The organism is Bradyrhizobium sp. CCBAU 53338 (genome assembly GCF_015291665.1).
Classification (GTDB): Bacteria; Pseudomonadota; Alphaproteobacteria; order Rhizobiales; family Xanthobacteraceae; genus Bradyrhizobium.
In genome coordinates this window covers 4,875,810-4,891,900 of record NZ_CP030048.1, presented here as the reverse complement: position 1 = coordinate 4,891,900, position 16,091 = coordinate 4,875,810, and the positions used below count along the sequence as shown (strand labels likewise).

12 protein-coding genes are annotated in these 16,091 nt (G+C 65.4%); 11 read left to right on the top strand and 1 reads right to left on the bottom strand.

Annotated features, from left to right (window positions below; genetic code table 11):
- The first annotated feature begins 8 nt into the window (after nt 1–8).
- The 4 genes from XH90_RS23175 to XH90_RS23160 all read left to right on the top strand — a co-directional run bounded on the left by XH90_RS23175 (nt 9) and on the right by XH90_RS23160 (nt 5,314).
- The gene (locus XH90_RS23175) at nt 9–1,430 is read left to right on the top strand and encodes a PepSY domain-containing protein (RefSeq protein ID WP_194476638.1); all 1,422 of its coding nucleotides are present in this window, start codon (nt 9–11) and stop codon (nt 1,428–1,430) included.
- Nucleotides 1,431–1,548: 118 nt separating this feature from the next.
- Nucleotides 1,549–2,289: an aspartate/glutamate racemase family protein gene (locus XH90_RS23170; RefSeq protein ID WP_194476637.1), complete on the top strand. Its 741-nt coding sequence runs from the start codon at nt 1,549–1,551 to the stop codon at nt 2,287–2,289.
- A gap of 11 nt (nt 2,290–2,300) precedes the next feature.
- Nucleotides 2,301–3,710, top strand: coding sequence for a dihydropyrimidinase (gene hydA, locus XH90_RS23165; RefSeq protein WP_194476636.1), 1,410 nt, complete (start codon nt 2,301–2,303; stop codon nt 3,708–3,710).
- A gap of 170 nt (nt 3,711–3,880) precedes the next feature.
- On the top strand, nt 3,881–5,314 hold the full coding sequence (locus XH90_RS23160) for an NAD-dependent succinate-semialdehyde dehydrogenase (protein ID WP_194476635.1): 1,434 nt from the start codon (nt 3,881–3,883) through the stop codon (nt 5,312–5,314).
- A gap of 53 nt (nt 5,315–5,367) precedes the next feature.
- Here XH90_RS23160 and XH90_RS23155 read toward each other — a convergent pair whose 3' ends face one another.
- On the bottom strand, nt 5,368–6,501 hold the full coding sequence (locus XH90_RS23155) for an MFS transporter (RefSeq protein ID WP_194476634.1): 1,134 nt from the start codon (nt 6,499–6,501) through the stop codon (nt 5,368–5,370).
- 1,258 nt (nt 6,502–7,759) lie between these two features.
- Between XH90_RS23155 and XH90_RS23150 the strand changes: the two genes are divergently transcribed.
- The 7 genes from XH90_RS23150 (at nt 7,760) to XH90_RS23120 (ending at nt 15,907) form a co-directional block, all read left to right on the top strand.
- On the top strand, nt 7,760–8,692 hold the full coding sequence (locus XH90_RS23150) for an N-carbamoyl-D-amino-acid hydrolase (RefSeq protein WP_194476633.1): 933 nt from the start codon (nt 7,760–7,762) through the stop codon (nt 8,690–8,692).
- 39 nt (nt 8,693–8,731) lie between these two features.
- On the top strand, nt 8,732–10,201 hold the full coding sequence (gene hydA / locus XH90_RS23145) for a dihydropyrimidinase (RefSeq protein WP_194476632.1): 1,470 nt from the start codon (nt 8,732–8,734) through the stop codon (nt 10,199–10,201).
- 233 nt (nt 10,202–10,434) lie between these two features.
- Nucleotides 10,435–12,039 carry an ABC transporter substrate-binding protein gene (locus XH90_RS23140; RefSeq protein WP_194476631.1) on the top strand — a complete coding sequence of 535 codons (1,605 nt, stop codon included), beginning with the start codon at nt 10,435–10,437 and terminating at the stop codon, nt 12,037–12,039.
- 17 nt (nt 12,040–12,056) lie between these two features.
- On the top strand, nt 12,057–12,998 hold the full coding sequence (locus XH90_RS23135; protein WP_194476630.1) for an ABC transporter permease: 942 nt from the start codon (nt 12,057–12,059) through the stop codon (nt 12,996–12,998).
- Nucleotides 12,995–13,918 (top strand): ABC transporter permease, encoded by a 924-nt coding sequence (locus XH90_RS23130; protein WP_194476629.1) that lies wholly within the window; start codon nt 12,995–12,997, stop codon nt 13,916–13,918. Before XH90_RS23135 ends, XH90_RS23130 begins: the two co-directional genes overlap by 4 nt.
- 19 nt (nt 13,919–13,937) lie before the next feature.
- Nucleotides 13,938–14,927, top strand: coding sequence for an ABC transporter ATP-binding protein (locus XH90_RS23125; protein ID WP_194476628.1), 990 nt, complete (start codon nt 13,938–13,940; stop codon nt 14,925–14,927).
- The gene (locus XH90_RS23120) at nt 14,924–15,907 is read left to right on the top strand and encodes an ABC transporter ATP-binding protein (RefSeq protein ID WP_194476627.1); all 984 of its coding nucleotides are present in this window, start codon (nt 14,924–14,926) and stop codon (nt 15,905–15,907) included. The genes XH90_RS23125 and XH90_RS23120 overlap by 4 nt, the downstream gene beginning before the upstream one ends.
- The last annotated feature ends 184 nt before the right edge of the window (nt 15,908–16,091 follow it).

The following is a 16,091-nucleotide window of genomic DNA, read 5'->3' as shown; positions in this document are numbered from 1 at the left end:
CTGATCCAATGATGGGCGCGGTCGCCCTGCTACATCGCTGGCTCGGGATCGCGTTCTGCCTTCCGTTCGCGATGTGGTTCGCGAGCGGGATCGTGATGCACTTCGTTCCGTTTCCGTCGCTGACGGAAGCGGAACGGTTTGCCGGGCTGCTGCCGCTCGCGCGCGGAGCGCCGATCATGCCGGTTGCCGACGCGGTGGCTGCGAGCGGGATCACCGACGCCACGCGCGTTCGACTGATCCAGCGGAGTGACGGGTCAGTCTATGTCGTGTCGGGTCCGATACGCGTATGGGCGGTCGATGCCTCAGGCGGGGCCGAGGCATCGGTCGGATCTGCCGATGTCGCACTTGCCATTGCGCAAGATCATGCTCGGCGACGCGGACTCGATGCCACACACGCGGCAATCGTCGCGCGCGCGGATTGCGATCAATGGAGCGTGCCGAACGGATTTGACCGCCATCGACCGCTGTTCCGCGTAGCTCTCGGCGACGCCGCCGGAACAGAGATTTATGTCTCGTCGCGCACCGGCGAGATCGTGCTGGATACCACCCGCAACGAGCGTGGCTGGAACTGGGTCGGCAGCGTCCTGCACTGGATCTATCCGACGGTTCTCAGGCGCAACTGGGCGCTCTGGGACCAGGTGGTTTCGAATCTTTCGCTGCTGGCCTTGATTGCCGCGGTGCTAGGCGCGGTTCTGGGTGTGATCAGGATCAGAATCCGGAGCCGCCGGATCTCGTCATCCTATCGCGGCTGGCACGCGCTGCATCACATCGTCGGACTCGCATCGACGGTCTTCGTGCTGACCTGGATCTTCAGCGGCTGGCTCTCCATGGATCACGGCCGGCTGTTCTCGCGCGGCCAATTGACAGCGGCCGAGGCCGGCGTGATCAACGCCGTGCCGGACTGGCGCGCGGCGCCATCCCTGGTTCAGCAGCCGTTATCGTCCCCGCTCCGTGAAGTCGAATGGTTTGCCTTCGGCGGCCATGTCTATCGACGCGAGCGGGGAGGGCTCGGCAAGCAGGCCCTGATGTGGCCAAACGGTAAGCAGTCGGCGGCTCTCAGTCCGGAGGATGTGCTCGGCCTGACGAGCCGCCTTGCGGTCGGCTGCGGCGCGGCGTCCGTTCTGGCCGAGAACGACGATTATCCCGCGCAGTCCATCGTTCCCGGCGCGCCCGTCTACCGCGTGCGTTGCGGTGATCTCTGGTTCGACATCGACGGCGCCGACGGCAGCGTGCTGCAGCGGCTGGATTCGTCGCGGCGAGCCTATCGCTGGGCTTACAGCGCGTTGCACACGCTGGATTTTCCTGTCCTCAAGGCGCATCCGCGCCTGCGCGATATCCTGATCGTCGGGCTCTGCGCGCTTGGCCTGGTGTTTTCCGTGACCGGCATCGTGATCGGCTGGCGACGCTTGCGGGCGACCTTCGCAACCTGAATGCACGCGGCAAATGATGTGCCGCCTGCAAATTTGCGGGTTGCGCGGATCCCGACGGGCGAGGATGATCCTCCGGAAGGCGCCATCGCGCGCGTTCGCAACGGAGCAATCGTGATCGATGTCAATCCTGCGCAAGCGTCTCGGCATGATCACGCCGTCCTCCAACTCGGTGCTGGAGCCCGTGACCTGCGCCATGCTGCATGGCGTCAATGATGTCACCGCGCATTTCTCGCGCTTTTGCGTCACCGAAATCGCGCTTGATGCCGCGGCGCTGAATCAGTTCGACGCTTCCGTGATGTTGCCGGCGGCGGACCTGCTGGCCGATGCCAGGGTCGATGCCATCGCGTGGAACGGTACCTCCGCAAGCTGGCTCGGCATCGGCAGGGACAGGAGCCTTTGCGAGGCGATCACGGCGCGAACCGGCGTGCCGGCGACGACCTCGACGCTGGCCTGCATCGACGCCGCCCGCGCGCTGCGAGCCGAACGTGTCGCGCTCGTCTCGCCTTACATCGACGACGTGCAACGGCGGATCGGCGACGTCTGGGCCGGGGAGGGCATCGCACCGCATGCCGAGCGACATCTCGGCCTGCGCGACAATTTTTCCTTCGGCGAGGTCGCACCCGCCACAATCGCCGACATGATTCGCGCGGTGGCGGCGGAGGGGGCCGACGCTGTCGTCATCCTCTGTACCAATCTCGACGGCGCCGCGCTTGCCGCGCCGCTCGAACGAGAGCTCGAGATCGCCGTGCTCGATTCCGTCGCCGTGACGCTGTGGCGAACCCTCAGCCTCGCCGGCGCCGACGTCACCGCGCTGGCATCGTGGGGACGGATATTCCAGACATCAGCCGTGATGAAGTGACGGAGACACCAGTGACCCAGCTCGATCTCGCCATTCGCGGCGGCACCATCGTGACGGCCAGCGACGAGTTTCGCGCCGATATCGGCATTCGCGACGGTCGCATCGTCGCTATCGCGGACAGCATCAAAGGCGCGGCGCGCGAGATCGATGCGACCGGACTGCTGGCGCTGCCGGGCGGCATCGACAGCCACGTCCACATATCTCAGCCGTCCGGACCTGATGTCGTGATGGCTGACGATTTCGCCTCGGCGACGCGCGCGGCGGCGGCCGGGGGCAACACCATGGTGCTGCCCTTCGCGCTCCAGGAGAAGGGGACGTCGCTGCGCACCTGCGTCGAGAACTACCGCAAGCTTGCGGAAGGCGAATGCTACATCGACACGGCGTTCCACCTCATCATCTCCGACCCGACCGCGGTCGTGCTCGGACAGGAGCTGCCGGCGCTGGTCAAGGACGGCTACACCTCGTTCAAGGTGTTCATGACCTATGACGACCTCGTGCTCAGCGACAAGCAGCTGCTCGAGGTGTTCGAGGTGGCGCGCCGCGAGGAGGCGCTGGTGATGGTCCATTGCGAGGGCTACGACGCGATCCGCTTCCTCACCACCAAGCTCGAGCGTGAAGGCCACATCGCGCCCTATTATCACGGCAGCTCGCGGCCGCAGGCTGTCGAACGCGAGGCGACGCACCGCGCCATCAGCCATGCCGAGGTGGTCGGCGTTCCCATCATGATCGTCCATGTCTCCGGGCGCGAGGCGATGGAGCAGGTACGCTGGGCCCAGCAGCGCGGTCTGCCCGTGCATGCGGAGACCTGCCCGCAATACATCACGCTGACGGCCGACGACATGAAGGGCCTGAACATGGACATCACGGGCGCGAAATATGTCTGCTCGCCGCCGCCGCGCGATGTCGAGAGCCAGCAGGCGATCTGGGAAGGTCTGACGTCAGGCGTGTTCCAGACCTTCTCGTCCGACCATTGCCCGTTCCGCTACGACGATCCCAAGGGCAAGCTGACGCCGAATGCGCGGACCTCGTTCCGCTGGGTGCCGAACGGCATCCCCGGCATCGAGACGCGGCTGCCGATCCTGTTCTCCGAGGGCGTTTCGAAAGGCCGCATCACCTTGCAAAAATTCGTCGAGCTGACCGCGACCAATCATGCTCGCATCTACGGCCTCTATCCGCGCAAGGGCTCGATCGGGGTCGGCTTCGATGCCGATATCGCGCTGTGGGATCCCAAGCTGCAGAAATCGATCCGGCAGGCCGACCTGCACCACGGCTCCGATTACACGCCTTGGGAAGCCTTTGACGTCACCGGCTGGCCGGTCACGACGATCGCGCGGGGGCGCGTCGTGTACGAGCAGGGCAAGATCGTCGGCGACAAGGGTGCGGGCGAGGTGCTCAGCCGCGGCAAGTCCAGCCTGGTGTGAAGGGAAGATGATGCGCCGCGGCGAGGCCGTATCGCCGCTTGTGCATGGCTTCCGCGCGTGGCTGCGGCAGCTTTGATCCCTTTCCGCCGGCCGCCTTTCAGTGTAGCTCTGCGCCCACCCAAGCGGCGGCCGAAAGTCGGGCCGCCGAAATCATGCGAGGAGACCTAAGGATGTACCCGAAAGTTCAAATGTTCATCGCCGGCCAGTGGACCGACGGCACTTCCGGCAAGTCGGAGGACATCCTCAATCCCGCCACCGGCCAGCCGATCGGCAAGACCCCCCACGCCTCGAAGGCCGATCTCGACCGTGCGCTGGAAGCCTCCAGGGCCGGCTTCGAAATCTGGCGCAAGACCTCGCCGTTCGACCGCTACAAGCTGATGCGCAAGGCCGCCGACATCATTCGCTCGCGCGCCGCCGAGATCGCGCCTGTCATGACCATGGAACAGGGCAAGCCGGTGGTGGAAGCCCAGGGCGAGACCATGCTGGCCGGCGACCTCATCGACTGGTTCTCGGAGGAAGCCCGCCGCGCCTATGGCCGCATCGTGCCGCCGCGGATGGGCAATGTCTCGCAGCTCGTGACCAAGGAGCCGGTCGGCCCGGTCGCAGCCTTCACGCCCTGGAATTTCCCGATCAACCAGGCCGTCCGCAAGATCTCGGCTGCGCTCGCTGCCGGCTGCTCGATCATCGTCAAGGGCCCCGAAGAGACGCCCGCAAGCTGCATGGAGCTGGTGCGCGCCTATGCCGACGCGGGCATTCCCGCCGGCGTCGTCCAGCTGGTATTCGGCGTGCCGTCGGAAGTGTCGGAATATCTCATTCCGCATCCGATCATCCGCAAGATCAGTTTTACCGGCTCGACCGCAGTCGGCAAGCATCTGGCCGCGCTTGCCGGCTTGCACATGAAGCGCGTCACCATGGAGCTCGGCGGCCACGCGCCGGCGATCGTGTTCGCGGATGCCGACCTCGACAACGCCGCGAAGATTCTCTCGGCCAACAAGTTCCGCAATGCCGGCCAGGTCTGCGTCTCGCCGACCCGCTTCCTGGTGCATGAAAGCGTCTACCAGCCTTTCGTCGACAAGTTCGTCGCGGCGGCCAAGGGCCTCAAGGTCGGCAACGGCCTCGACAAGGACACCCGCATGGGTCCGCTCGCCAATCCGCGCCGTGTCGACGCCATGGAAGGCTTCGTCTCGGATGCTGTCCAGCGCGGCGCCAAGATCCAGGCCGGCGGCAAGCGCATCGGCAATGAGGGCTTCTTCTTCGAGCCGACCGTCATCACCGACGTGCCGCGCGATGCCCGCATCATGAACGAGGAGCCGTTCGGCCCGCTGGCGCCTATCACGTCGTTTCGCAGCTATGACGAAGTGGTGGACGAGGCCAACCGTCTGCCTTACGGGCTTGCGGCTTATGCTTACACCACCTCGACCAAGACGATGCAGGCGATCGGCGCCGACGTCGAGAGCGGCATGGTCTCGATCAACCATCATGGCCTTGCGCTGCCGGAAGTGCCGTTCGGCGGCATCAAGGATTCCGGCTACGGCTCCGAAGGCGGTCTCGAGGCGATCGAGGGCTACCTGAATACGAAGTTCGTGACGCAGGCCAGCGCGTAGGGCTCGCGCCACGTCCATCGCAGGCGCGTCACGGCAGACCGTGGCGCGCCTTTCTATTTTCTGGTCACGGCACGTGCGGACAGCGTGACGAGAAACATCATCGCGGCGAGCATCCAGAATGCCGTGGGCAAGCCGACCGCGTGCGCGACAAATCCGATGCCGGCGGGGCCAACCAGAACACCGGCATAGCCGGCGGTGGTGATCGACGCCACCGCTAGCCCCGTGGGCATCGCGGTCTGCCCGGCCGCGCCACGGAACAGCACCGGCACGAGGTTCGAGGCGCCGAGGCCGATGAGCAGGAAGCCGGCGATGGCAACGGCCGCGCTCGGTGCCAGCAGCAGCACCGCAAGTCCTGCGATCGCAAGCAGGCTTCCTCCGACCAGCGTTGCGCGATCGCCGACACGCGCCACGACGGCGTCGCCACCGAGCCGGCCGACGGTCATCGCGATCGAGAACACGATGTAGCCGATCCCGCCTTGCGCTTCGCGGACGAGCCCGGTGCCGATGACGAGCAGCGCGCCCCAGTCGAGCATTGCGCCCTCGATCAGGAAGGTGATGGCCGCCAGCAGCGCCAACAGCAGCACGACGCCATGCGGCAGCACGAACAGCGGTCCTTCCTGCGCCTGTGCCGAGCGCAACAGGCGCGGCGAGGCGAGCGCCATCGCGATCAGCATCAGCACCGAGCAGATCAATGCGCATGCGAGCGGTCCGAGATGAAACGACAGCAGGGCCGTCATCACCGCGGATCCCGCGAATCCACCGATGCTGAACAGCGCATGAAAGCCCGACATCAGCGGAATCCCTGCCGCGCGTTCGACCTCGACAGCGTGGATGTTCATGGCGACATCGATCGAGCCGAGCGCAGCGCCGAATGCGAGCAAGGCAATAGCCAATGTGGCCGGAGATTCGGCGATGGCCAGCAACGGCAGGACCACGGCGAGGCCGATCCCGCCGGCGATGATGATCGGCCTGGTGCCGTGACGAGCGCTCAAGGCGCCGGTCGCGAGCATTGCGGCGACCGAGCCGATACCGAGGCTGAGCAGCAGCAGGCCGAGGACGGCGTCGCCGACCGCGAGCCGCTCCTTCGCGAACGGCACCAGCGGCGCCCAGCAGGCGAGGCCGAAGCCGGCGACCAGGAACGAAAGGCGCGTGGCGAGCCGCGTCGCCGGCCTGTCGGCTGAACTCATCGGTAAAACTCCGGGAGGGAAACGAAGCGCGCGTGATCGCGGGGGCGTGTGCTTAGATCATCAACCAGGAGTGAACGCCAGGGTTCCGCCGGCGCTGTGAGTTGACGAATTGTATCATTGCGATGTCAGCCACAATCCCTTGCGTTGCCTGACAGGCAAAACATGCAAACCCTGGGTCAACCGGCGCCATCCAAAATATTCCGCTTTACCGAAATTCGGTTTTGTCGTATGTGTCGCCCATCCTGATCCGGCGAAAAGGGGCGGTCGTACGTCGTCACGAGCCGCGGATCGGGTCGCGGTGGACGCGGGCAGCGCCGTCGCGGATGCGGGCCGCAGGGCGGGGCGATGGATTGAGCCGAACCCCGTGAGCGTCTTGCAAGCCGCGTTGTACGAACGGCGCTCGATGCTCTGCGAAGCCTCTTGGCGAAGCAGGGTCGCTTGCGTACGGCAAAACCGTGTGGTCCCGGCCGTCGTCGCTACGGTCAAGCCTTGCGGATGCGGCATCGCGCCAACCGGCGCGGTGCCGGTGACTTCCGTCGGGCGAGGGAGGCCAGAAGGAATTCGGCTCCCGGGAGAGCACGGCATAAGCCGTCCAACCATCGCGCAGGGAAGGCCGTGTGTTCGGCCACACCTGTATGCCGCTGTGCAGTTCTTTTTGCGCTACATGCGCACAGCGGACCGTGGGTGCCGGCCGGCACCCGGCCTTCCCTGCGCCCTTTGTTTTGAGGGCGTGACGCGAACAGCAAACCCCGGGGCGAAATGCGCCGCGGGAAGGCGAAGGCGTGCCTGCAGCAGCCCGGGATTGGGCCGCGCGCCGGGAGAAGCTGAGCTGACGGCTGTGCATAGCTCATGGGCATCCAATGCCCTCGTATCTCCATTCCAAAGCCTGCAAATTAGCCAGACGGTTTGAGGTGCTCCGGACGCAGCGCAGCGAACGTCGCGATTCCCCCTGTGAAATCCGTGGTGCGCTGCACGCTTCTGCGGTGAGCGATCCGCCAACTCGTTTGCTCACTCCGCAGGCACGTGACCCCTCGAGATAGGGGCGCGAACCGCACCGTCCGGGCGTGTGGCATCATCTCTGCGCCCGAGGGTTTGGCGTGCCGGGGTCGCGAGGTGCCGAATGGAAGGCAGACGGCATGAAAGCTGCTTGGTGGAAAAACGGCGCGCGGCTGCGTTATGCTGCGCCCGCCGACCCGCCCTTGAAGCTGCGATCGCCAGCCTCGCCAAAAAAAGTCGTCAAGAAGTCAGGACATCGCTGATGCGTATCGTCACAGTTGCCGCCGCCCAGATGGGCCCGATTCAGAAGGCCGACAGCCGCGAGGCCGTGGTCAAGCGCATGATCGCGCTGATGGACGAGGCGAAAGCAAGAGGCGCCGACCTGATCGTCTATCCCGAATTGGCGCTGACGACGTTTTTCCCGCGCTGGTACGTGGAAGACCGCGCCGAGTTCGACGGCTGGTTCGAGCGCGAAATGCCGAACGCGGCGACCAGGCCGCTGTTCGAACGCGCGGCGCAGCATCGGATGGCGATGAATTTCGGCTACGCCGAGCTCACGTCCGACGGCCACCACTTCAACACCGCCGTTCTCACCGACAAGTCGGGCAAGATCGTCGGCAAATATCGCAAGGTCCATTTGCCGGGCCACGTGGAATACGAGACCCATCGGTCGCATCAGCATCTGGAGAAGCGCTATTTCGAGCCGGGCGATCTCGGCTTCAACGTCTGGCGGGAACTCGGCGGCATCATCGGCATGGCCATCTGCAACGATCGGCGCTGGCCCGAGACCTATCGCGTCATGGGCTTGCAGGGCGTCGAGATGGTGCTGATCGGCTATAACACGCCCTCGGTGAATGCGGAGCGGGGCGAGGAGGGCCTCGAGAAGCGCCTGTTCCACAACCGCCTTTCCGTGCAGGCCGGCGCCTACCAGAATGCGACCTGGGTGGTCGCGGTCGCCAAGGCCGGCGTCGAGGACGGCCACGCATTGTTTGGCGGGAGCCTGATCGTCGATCCCAACGGCGAGATCGTCGCCGAGGCGAAAACGGAGGAAGACGAGCTTCTGGTCCATGCCTGCGATCTCGATGCGACCATGTTCGGCAAGACCACGATCTTCAATTTCTCGCAGCACCGCCGTATCGAGCATTACGGCCTGATCACCAGCCGCACCGGCGCGGTGCCGCCGCCGGAGAAGTGACGCCGGTCGACCTTCCGGCGATCGTTCATGGAGTGCCTCATGACAGACCCCACCTACGACCTCATCATCCGCGGCGGTCGCGTCGCCACCACCACCGACGTGTTCGAGGCCGACGTTGCGATCTCCGGCGAGACCATCGCGGCCATCGGCCGTGGGCTGCCTCCAGCCAGGCGCGAGATCGACGCGCGCGGCAAGCTGGTGCTGCCGGGTGGCGTCGATAGCCACGCGCATATCGAGCAGCTCTCTGCCGCCGGTATCATGAATGCCGACACGTTTGAGAGTGCGACTGTGTCGGCGGCCTTTGGCGGCACCACCACGGTGATTCCGTTTGCGGCCCAGCATGTCGGCATGAATCTGCCGCAGGTGGTCGCGGATTATCACGCGCTCGCGAGGAAGGGCGCCATCATCGACTACGCCTTCCACATGATCGTCGCGGACGCGACCAGGGAGACGGTCGAGGAGCACATTCCGGCGCTGGTGAAGCAGGGCCATGCGTCGATCAAGATCTTCATGACGTACGACCGCCTCAAGGTCGATGACGAGCCGCTGCTCGACATTCTCCTCGCGGCTCGCCAGTCCGGCGCGATGCTGTGTGCCCACGCAGAGAACCACGGCATCATCGCCTGGATGGTGAAACGCCTGCTCGCGCGCGGCTACACCATGCCGAAATACCATGCCGTCAGCCACGCGCGCGTGTCGGAAGCCGAAGCCTTCACCCGGCTGATCGGCATGGCGGCATTGATCGACCAGCCGATCATGATCTTTCATGTCTCGACCGCCGAGGGCGCGAAGGTGATCCGTGACTCGCGCGGGCAGGGGCTGAAGGTCTTTGCTGAGACCTGTCCGCAATATCTCTTCCTTACCGCCAACGATCTCGACAAGCCCGGCACGGAAGGTGCCAAGTGGATGTGCAGCCCTCCGCCGCGCACGCATGCCGATCAGGAAGCGCTGTGGCAGGCACTGTCGCTCGGCGATCTCCAGACCATCTCGTCTGACCACGCGCCGTATCGCTATGACGAGACCGGCAAGCTGCGCGCCGGCCCCAATCCGAACTTCAAGCAGGTCGCGAACGGCCTGCCGGGACTCGAACTGCGGTTGCCGCTGCTGTTCGACGCGATGGTCTCGAAGGGCAGGCTGGGCCTCGAAAAGTTCGTCGAACTGACCGCGACGGCGCCGGCGAAAATCTACAATCTGCATCCGCGCAAGGGTTCGATCGCCGTTGGTGCCGACGCCGACATCGCGATCTGGGATCCCAATCGGGAGACCACGATCGCGGACGGCATGATGCACGACCTCGCCGGCTACACGCCGTTCGCAGGCCGCAAGCTGAAGGGGTGGCCGGTGTCGGTATTGTCACGTGGCCGTGTGATCATCGACGGCGGCAAATGTCTTGCGAGCGCCGGCAGCGGACAATTTTTGGCGCGCAGCGGCGGCGCGGCAGCGAAGCCGACCGGTCGGCTCGTCGCCGACGTGGATCCGGAGCGGAATTTTGGGGCGAGGCTGCTGTGATCCTGCATCGCGTGCGGTGAAGACCATCGTCCGGGAGGCTCCTCGAACAGAACGGCTCCCAGCGGCTCGGCACGGACGCGTTCATGCTGCTGCGCAACGACGGGTCCTAAAGTCTAGGAGAACCTGCTGGCGAAGGTGCGACCAGTGGCATACCATTTGCACGCTAATGGGCTCTGTTTCACCTGCCTTTGGCCAATGAACGGCCGGCATCACGGCATGACTGGGAGGACATTATGGATCGCAGGAGCGTATTGAAGGGACTGGCCGGAGCGAGCGGTCTGGCATTGACCGGCGGCCTCTCGGCCCCCGCGATCGCGCAAGGCGCCGCCGCCCGCACCTTGCGCTTTGTGCCGCAGGCCAATCTCGCCAATTTCGACCCGATCTGGGGCACGCAATACGTCGTGCGCAATGCGGCCGCGATGGTCTGGGACACGCTCTACGGCATCGATTCCTCGTTCCAGCCGCAGCGGCAGATGGTCGAGTCCGAGGAAGTGACCGATGACGGCACGACCTGGACATTCAAGCTGCGCCCGGGCCTCAAATTCCATGATGGCGAGCCGGTGCGGAGCAAGGACGTTGTCGCGAGCCTCAACCGCTGGGCGGCGCGCGATCCGATGGGCCTGATGCTCAAGGCGATCCAGCAGGAGTTGACTGCGGTCGACGACCGCACCTTCAAATGGGTGCTGAAACAGCCTTACCCGAAAATGCTGTTCGCGCTGGGCAAGAACAACTCGCCTTGCGCCTTCATCATGCCGGAGCGCATCGCGCAGACGGATCCGTTCAAGCAGATCTCGGATTATGTCGGCTCCGGTCCGCTGAAATTCGTCAAGGGCGAGTGGGTCCCCGGCGCGAAGGCCGTGTTCGAGAAATTTACCGACTACGTGCCGCGGCAGGAGAAGCCGTCCTGGCTCGCCGGCGGCAAGCAGGTGATGATCGATCGCGTCGAGTGGGTGATCATGCCGGACCCGGCCACGGCGGCGGCCGCGCTGCAGAACGGTGAGGTCGATTGGTGGGAAAATCCGATCGCGGATCTCGTTCCGGTTCTGAAGAACAACAAGAACATCAGCGTCGATATCGGCGATCCCCTCGGCAATATCGGCTCGTTCCGCATGAACTTCCTCTATCCGCCGTTCAACAACGTCAAGGCGCGGCGTGCGGTGCTGATGGCGCTCAGCCAGGAAGACTACATGCGCTCGATCGTCGGCGACGACAATTCGCTGTGGAAGGCGCTGCCCAGCTTCTTCACGCCGGACACGCCGCTCTACACGGAATTGGGCGGCGATATCCTGAAGGGCAAGCGCGATCTGAATGCCGCCAAGAAGCTGCTCGCCGAGAGCGGCTATTCGGGCGAGCCGGTGACATGCCTCGTCGCGCAAGACCAGCCGATCACCAAGGCCATGGGCGATGTGACCGCGGACCTTTTGAAGAAGCTCGGCATGAACGTCGACTTCGTGGCGACCGACTGGGGCACGGTCGGCGCGCGGCGCGCACTGAAAACCCCGCCGGGACAGGGCGGCTGGAACATGTTCCATACCTGGCATGCGGGCGCGGATTGCGTCAATCCGGCTCCCTACACCGCCATTCGCGCCAACGGCGACAAGGCCTGGTTCGGCTGGCCCACCAGCGAGGCCACTGAAAAGGAGGTCACGTCCTGGTTCGAGGCCAAGAATCTCGATGAGGAGAAGGCCGCCATCGGCCGCCTCAACAAGGCTGCGATGGACGACGTCGTCTACGCACCGACCGGCTTCTTCCTGAGCTACACGGCGTGGCGCAAGAACGTCTCCGGCGTTGCCAAGGGACCCGTGCCCTTGTTCTGGGGCGTGTCGAAGTCCGCATGATCGCGCGCTGAAGCCAGATGCTCTCCTACATCCTCCGTCGCCTGGTCGCGACCCTGCCAGTGATGGCGATCGTCGCGCTGTTCGTGTTCAGCCTGCTCTACATCGCGCCGGGCGATCCCGCCGTGGTGATCGCGGGCGACCAGGCGAGCCCGGAGGATGTGGAGCGCATCCGCCAGAGCCTCGGCCTCGACCGGCCGTTCCTGATCCAGTTCGGAAGCTGGGTCTGGCGCATCCTGCACGGCGATCTCGGCACCTCGATCTTCACCAATCTTCCGGTGTCGACCATGATCGGACAGCGTCTCGGGCCGACGCTGTCGCTGATGATCGTGACGCTCCTGCTCACGATCGTCGTCGCGGTGCCGCTCGGCGTGATTGCGGCATGGAAGGCCGGCAGCTTCATCGATCGGGCCATCATGGGCTTCGCGGTGTTCGGCTTCTCGCTGCCGGTCTTCGTGGTCGGTTACATGCTGGCCTACATCTTCGCGCTCCGGCTCGAATGGCTTCCGGTGCAGGGCTATACGCCGCTCACCGAAGGCTTCTGGCCCTGGCTGGAGAACCTGATCCTGCCGGCCGTTGCGCTCGGCTGCGTCTACATCGCGCTGGTCGCGCGCATCACGCGCGCTGCCATGCTCGAGGTATTGCAGCAGGACTACATCCGCACCGCGAAGGCCAAGGGTCTCGGGCAGGGCGGCATCCTGTTCATTCACGCGCTGAAGAACGCGGCGGTGCCGATCGTGACCGTGATCGGGATCGGCATCGCGCTCCTGATCGGCGGCGCGGTCGTGACCGAAAGTGTGTTCGCGATTCCAGGCCTCGGCCGTCTCACGATCGATGCGATCCTGCGCCGCGACTATCCCGTCATCCAGGGCATCGTGCTGCTGTTCAGCTTCGTCTACGTCCTCGTCAACCTGATGATCGACGTCACCTACACGCTCGTTGACCCGAGGATCCGCTATTGACCGATGCCACCGTCAACCCGCAGTCGCTTCCGGCCGGCCTCGTCCTTGCGCCGCAACTGCCCGACATCCTCCGGCCGGTCGCGATCCGGCGCGGTTTCATCGGGCTGTTGCGCGGCCATCCCACGGTCGCGATCGGCGGTGCGCTGCTGCTGGCGCTGGTTCTGATCGCGGTCTTTGCGCCCTATCTCGGAACGGTCGATCCGACGGCGCTCGCACCGGCAAAACGCACGCGTGCGCCCTCGGCCGATTTCTGGTTCGGTTCCGACGTGCTCGGCCGCGACATCTATTCGCGCGTGCTCTTTGGCGCGCGGGTCTCGCTGACGGTCGGCCTCTCGGTCGCCGCGCTGGCCTCCGCCGCCGGGCTCGCCATCGGTGTCGTCTCCGGCTTCATCCGCTGGGCCGACGGCATCCTGATGCGTTTCATGGACGGGTTGATGTCGATCCCGCCGATTTTGCTCGCGATCGCGCTGATGGCCCTGACGCGCGGCAGTGTCGGCAACGTCATCCTTGCCATCACCATCGCCGAAATCCCGCGCGTCTCGCGGCTCGTTCGCAGCGTGGTGCTGTCGCTGCGCGAGCAGCCCTATGTCGATGCCGCGGTGGCCTGCGGCACGCGGACGCCGATGATCATCCTGCGCCATATCCTGCCGAACACGCTGGCGCCGATGCTGGTGCAGGCGACCTATATCTGCGCCAGCGCCATGATCACGGAAGCGATCCTGTCCTTCATCGGCGCCGGCACGCCGCCGACCATTCCGTCCTGGGGCAACATCATGGCCGAAGGCCGCGCGCTGTGGCAGGTCAAGCCCTACATTGTCTTCTTTCCAGCGGCTTTCCTCTCGGTCACCGTGCTTGCCGTGAACCTGCTCGGCGACGGCCTTCGCGATGCGCTCGATCCGCGCATGGCCAAGCGTCTCTAGTGTCCAGAGGCTGATCGCGATGGCATTGCTCGAAGTCGAAAATCTCCAAGCCCACTTCCGCACCCCCAGCGGCATCAACCGCGCGGTGGACGGCGTGTCCTTCCACGTCAACGAAGGCGAGACACTCGCCATCGTCGGCGAGTCCGGCTGCGGCAAGTCGGTGACCTCGATGTCCCTGATGCGGCTTATCCCGGAGCCGCCGGGCAGGATTGCGGGCGCCATCCGCTTCGCAGGCAGGGACCTCTTGCAGCTGTCAGACCGGGAGATGCGCGCCATCCGCGGCAACGACATTTCGATGATCTTTCAGGAGCCGATGACGAGCCTCAATCCGGTCCTGACCGTCGGCCGCCAGATCCGCGAGACGCTGATGATTCATCAGGGGCTCGACAAGCAGGCAGCCGAGACCCACGCCATCGAGATGCTGACACTGGTCGGCATTCCCGAGCCGAAGCGGCGCGTGCGTGAATTTCCGCACCAGCTCTCGGGCGGCATGCGCCAGCGCGTGATGATCGCGATTGCGCTCGCGTGCAACCCGAAGCTCCTGATCGCGGACGAGCCGACCACGGCGCTCGACGTCACCATCCAGGCGCAGATCCTGAAGCTGATGCTGGACCTGAAGCGCCGCGTCGGCGCGGCGATCATCCTGATCACTCACGATCTCGGCGTCGTCGCCGAGATCGCCGAGCGCGTCATGGTGATGTATGCGGGCCGCAAGGTCGAGGAGGCGCCAGTGGCCGAGCTGTTCCGCTCGCCGCGCCATCCCTATACGCAAGGATTGCTCGGCGCGGTGCCGAGGCTGGGCTCGTCGCTCGCCGGCACCGCGACGCGGCTTGCCGAAATTCCGGGACAGGTTCCGGACCTGCGCAAGCCGATCACCGGCTGCGTTTTTGCCAGCCGTTGCGCGCAGGCGACCGATCTGTGCCGGCAGTACGCGCCGGGGCTCGAAGAGAAGGGCCCCCGCCACATCGCCGCCTGCCACTACGCCGCCAAGGGAGCCATCGCGGCATGAGTACCCCGCTGCTCCAGGTCAACGACCTCAAGAAGCATTTTCCGGTCAACAAGGGCCTATTCGGACGGAAGACCGAATTCGTCTATGCGGTGGACGGCGTGTCGTTCGAGATCGCGCGCGGCGAGACGCTGTCGCTGGTCGGCGAGTCCGGCTGCGGTAAGTCCACGGTCGGCCGCGCGATCCTGCGGCTGTTCGACGTGACGTCGGGCCAGGTGATCCTCGACGGCCAGCGCATCGATGACGCGCATCCGAGCACGATGCGCCAGATGCGGCGACGTGTGCAGGTGGTGTTTCAGGATCCGTTCTCGAGCCTCAATCCGCGCATGCGCGTGCGCGACATCCTGGCCGAGCCGATCCGCAATTTCGGCCTCGCCAAGTCCGCGGCCGATCTCGAGACGCGCGTGACGGAGCTGATGGATACGGTGCGCCTGCCGCGCGAGGCGCTGAACCGCCGGCCGCACGAATTCTCCGGCGGCCAGCGCCAGCGCATCGGCATCGCGCGGGCGCTCGCGGCCGAGCCCGAGCTGATCGTCTGCGACGAGGCGGTCTCCGCGCTCGACGTCTCCGTCAAGGCGCAGATCGTCAATTTGCTGCAGGATCTCCAGCGCGAGTATGGACTGGCGCTGCTGTTCATCAGCCATGATCTTGCGATCGTCGAGCACATGACCCATCGCGTCGCGGTGATGTATCTCGGCAAGATCGTCGAGGTGGCGCCGCGGCGGCAGATCTTTGCCGCGCCAAGACATCCCTACACCAAGGCGCTGCTCTCGGCGGTGCCGCTGCCGGAGCCCGGGGCCAAGCGCAATCCGGTCGTCCTGAGTGGCGACGTGCCGAGCCCAATCAATCCGCCGAAGGGCTGCCGCTTCCACACCCGCTGCCCGTATGCGTTCGACCGTTGCCGGACGGAAGAGCCGCAGCTTCGTTCGGTGGACGGCGAGCAATGGGTGGCCTGCCACCTCGATGCGCTGCCGGCGGGGTAGAGGGCGGCGTCAGCTGATGTTGCTCAATGGCCGCCGGATCGCGGCAGAACCGGGCGCGTAGGCGAACGGATGGACAGAATAGGCGGCCGAAAAAGGGGCCGCCTTGTGGGGAGCAGGGCGGCCCCGAGAGGCTCGTAGCCCCAGGGAAGAGAAGGGCGCGAGCCGGCGCAAGCCGCAGGGCACT